Below are 1,643 nucleotides of genomic sequence, written 5' to 3' on the forward strand. Positions count from 1 at the left end.
CGCCTGCTCTTTCAGACGAACTGGACCGTGGAGCTACGCCGGCTGCGGCGGCCGGGTCCTGCGCCGCTAGCCTGAAAAAACCGCCGATCAGCTGCCGTGGCGCGCGAACAGGCGGCGCCCGCCGGGACCGAAGGCGACCACGTCATAGGCCTGCGTCTTGACGCCCGGCACTTCCATTCCCGGCGAGCCGAGCGGCATACCGCCGACCGCGAGGCCCCGTACGCCCTCGGGCCGGGTCGCCAGAGCTCGCTTCACGTCGGCAATCGGAACGTGGCCCTCGAAAGCCATGCCATCGGCGATTGCTGTGTGGCAGGACGAGACGTCCGCAGGGACCCCCGCGCGCTTCTGCAGCGCCGGGCGATTGGAATCATCGACGACGCGCACCTGGCGCCCGAGCTGCCGCTGCACCTGCGCCGCCCACTTGGCACAACAGCCGCAGCCGGGGTCGCGGTGCATGACGATCGGGGTGGCCGCGCTGACGGCAACCGGAACCAACAAGGCTGCGGCAGTCAGCGCGGATCGCAAAGCTATCTTCATCGAAAAACTCCTTGGTCGAACCTCCCGCTCCCTCGGCGGGGGCGGGACGAACGAGGCTTATTACTGAGGACGCTTGCCCATAGACCGGAGCATCGCCTGGAGTTCACCGATGCTCTTGTTCTGCTCGGCAATCGATTTTTGAGCCATTTGCCGGGTCTTCGCATCGGGTGCCTGGCGGAGCACGATCTGTGACATGGCGATCGCGCCGCGGTGATGCTCGATCATCTTGCGGGCCCAGGTCTCGGTCGCATCGGTGCCAACGGCCGACATCATCTTACGATGCATCTCCATTTCGGCACGCGGGTATGGATTGGCGGGTGTCGGTTTCATCATGCCCGTGTCGGAGTGGCCCATCTTGCCATGATCCATGCCGTGCATGGCCTCCTGGGCGAGGACCGGGCCGGCGGCCAGCAGTAAGAGGGGAGCGAACGCCATTCCTGATCTTTTCATCACCGTCTCCTTTGTTGCCCCTAGGTAATACGCACCGTGAAGGCGGAGCCCTCACGGTTGGGGGGAAACGGCGTAACCCACCACATCTGCAAAAGGTGCCCGGAACCAAGTGGGCGCACCCGGACAGATCAGTTGCAACCAATGCTGGACGACGCCCACCGAGGAGGCGGCAGGTGCCATCCGTTTGGCGAGGTACGGACAAATCAACGACGGTCCCGGGGGATCTACTCAAACCGACAGTCGCTGCGAACAATACGTATACCGAGCTTGGACCAGGGACCATACTCCTGAAGGCGAAGAAACAAAGTCTTCCCCTCGAGAGATCGAGCGGCAGTGTTCAACACTTCTCAGAGGAGTCCAAGATGATCAAGAACTCCATCATGGTTGCGCTCGCCGGCATCTCGATGCTCGCAGCGGTCCCTTCATTCGCTCAGGGTATCGGACATACCTTCTTCATGCGCGGCTCGATCGTTGACACGGGCAGCAACGGCACGGTCGTCTGCATCGGCAAGGCCGATGGCGCCGAGGTCGGCCAGAAGCTCGAGGTCTATCGCGTTGTGACCCATCCGGGTCCGTCCAAAGGCGTGGCGCCGACTTATCACCGCCAGCTCATCGGCCATGTGACGATCGATCATATCTTCGATGATCACTTCGCG

General features: G+C 63.0%; 3 protein-coding genes. 1 reads left to right on the forward strand and 2 read right to left on the reverse strand.

Annotation, left to right across the window (positions count from 1 at the left end; translation table 11 throughout):
• Positions 1 to 87: 87 nt before the first annotated feature.
• The gene (locus DI606_RS20130; protein ID WP_293985791.1) at positions 88 to 537 is read right to left on the reverse strand and encodes a DUF411 domain-containing protein; all 450 of its coding nucleotides are present in this window, start codon (positions 535 to 537) and stop codon (positions 88 to 90) included.
• 60 nt (positions 538 to 597) lie between these two features.
• A complete protein-coding gene (locus DI606_RS20135) occupies positions 598 to 987 on the reverse strand; it encodes a DUF305 domain-containing protein (RefSeq protein WP_082734359.1) in 390 nt (129 codons plus the stop codon).
• Between the two features lie 362 nt (positions 988 to 1,349).
• Between DI606_RS20135 and DI606_RS20140 the strand changes: the two genes are divergently transcribed.
• A partial coding sequence (locus DI606_RS20140; RefSeq protein ID WP_293985795.1) for a hypothetical protein occupies positions 1,350 to 1,643 on the forward strand: 294 nt, incomplete at its 3' end.

This window comes from Sphingobium sp., assembly GCF_003248505.1.
Classification (GTDB): Bacteria; Pseudomonadota; Alphaproteobacteria; order Sphingomonadales; family Sphingomonadaceae; genus Sphingobium.

Coding starts and splice junctions, on each gene's coding strand:
- DI606_RS20130 (WP_293985791.1), bottom strand. CDS start 537: ATGAAGATAGCTTTGCGATCCGCGCTGACTGCCGCAGCCTTGTTGGTT.
- DI606_RS20135 (WP_082734359.1), bottom strand. CDS start 987: ATGAAAAGATCAGGAATGGCGTTCGCTCCCCTCTTACTGCTGGCCGCC.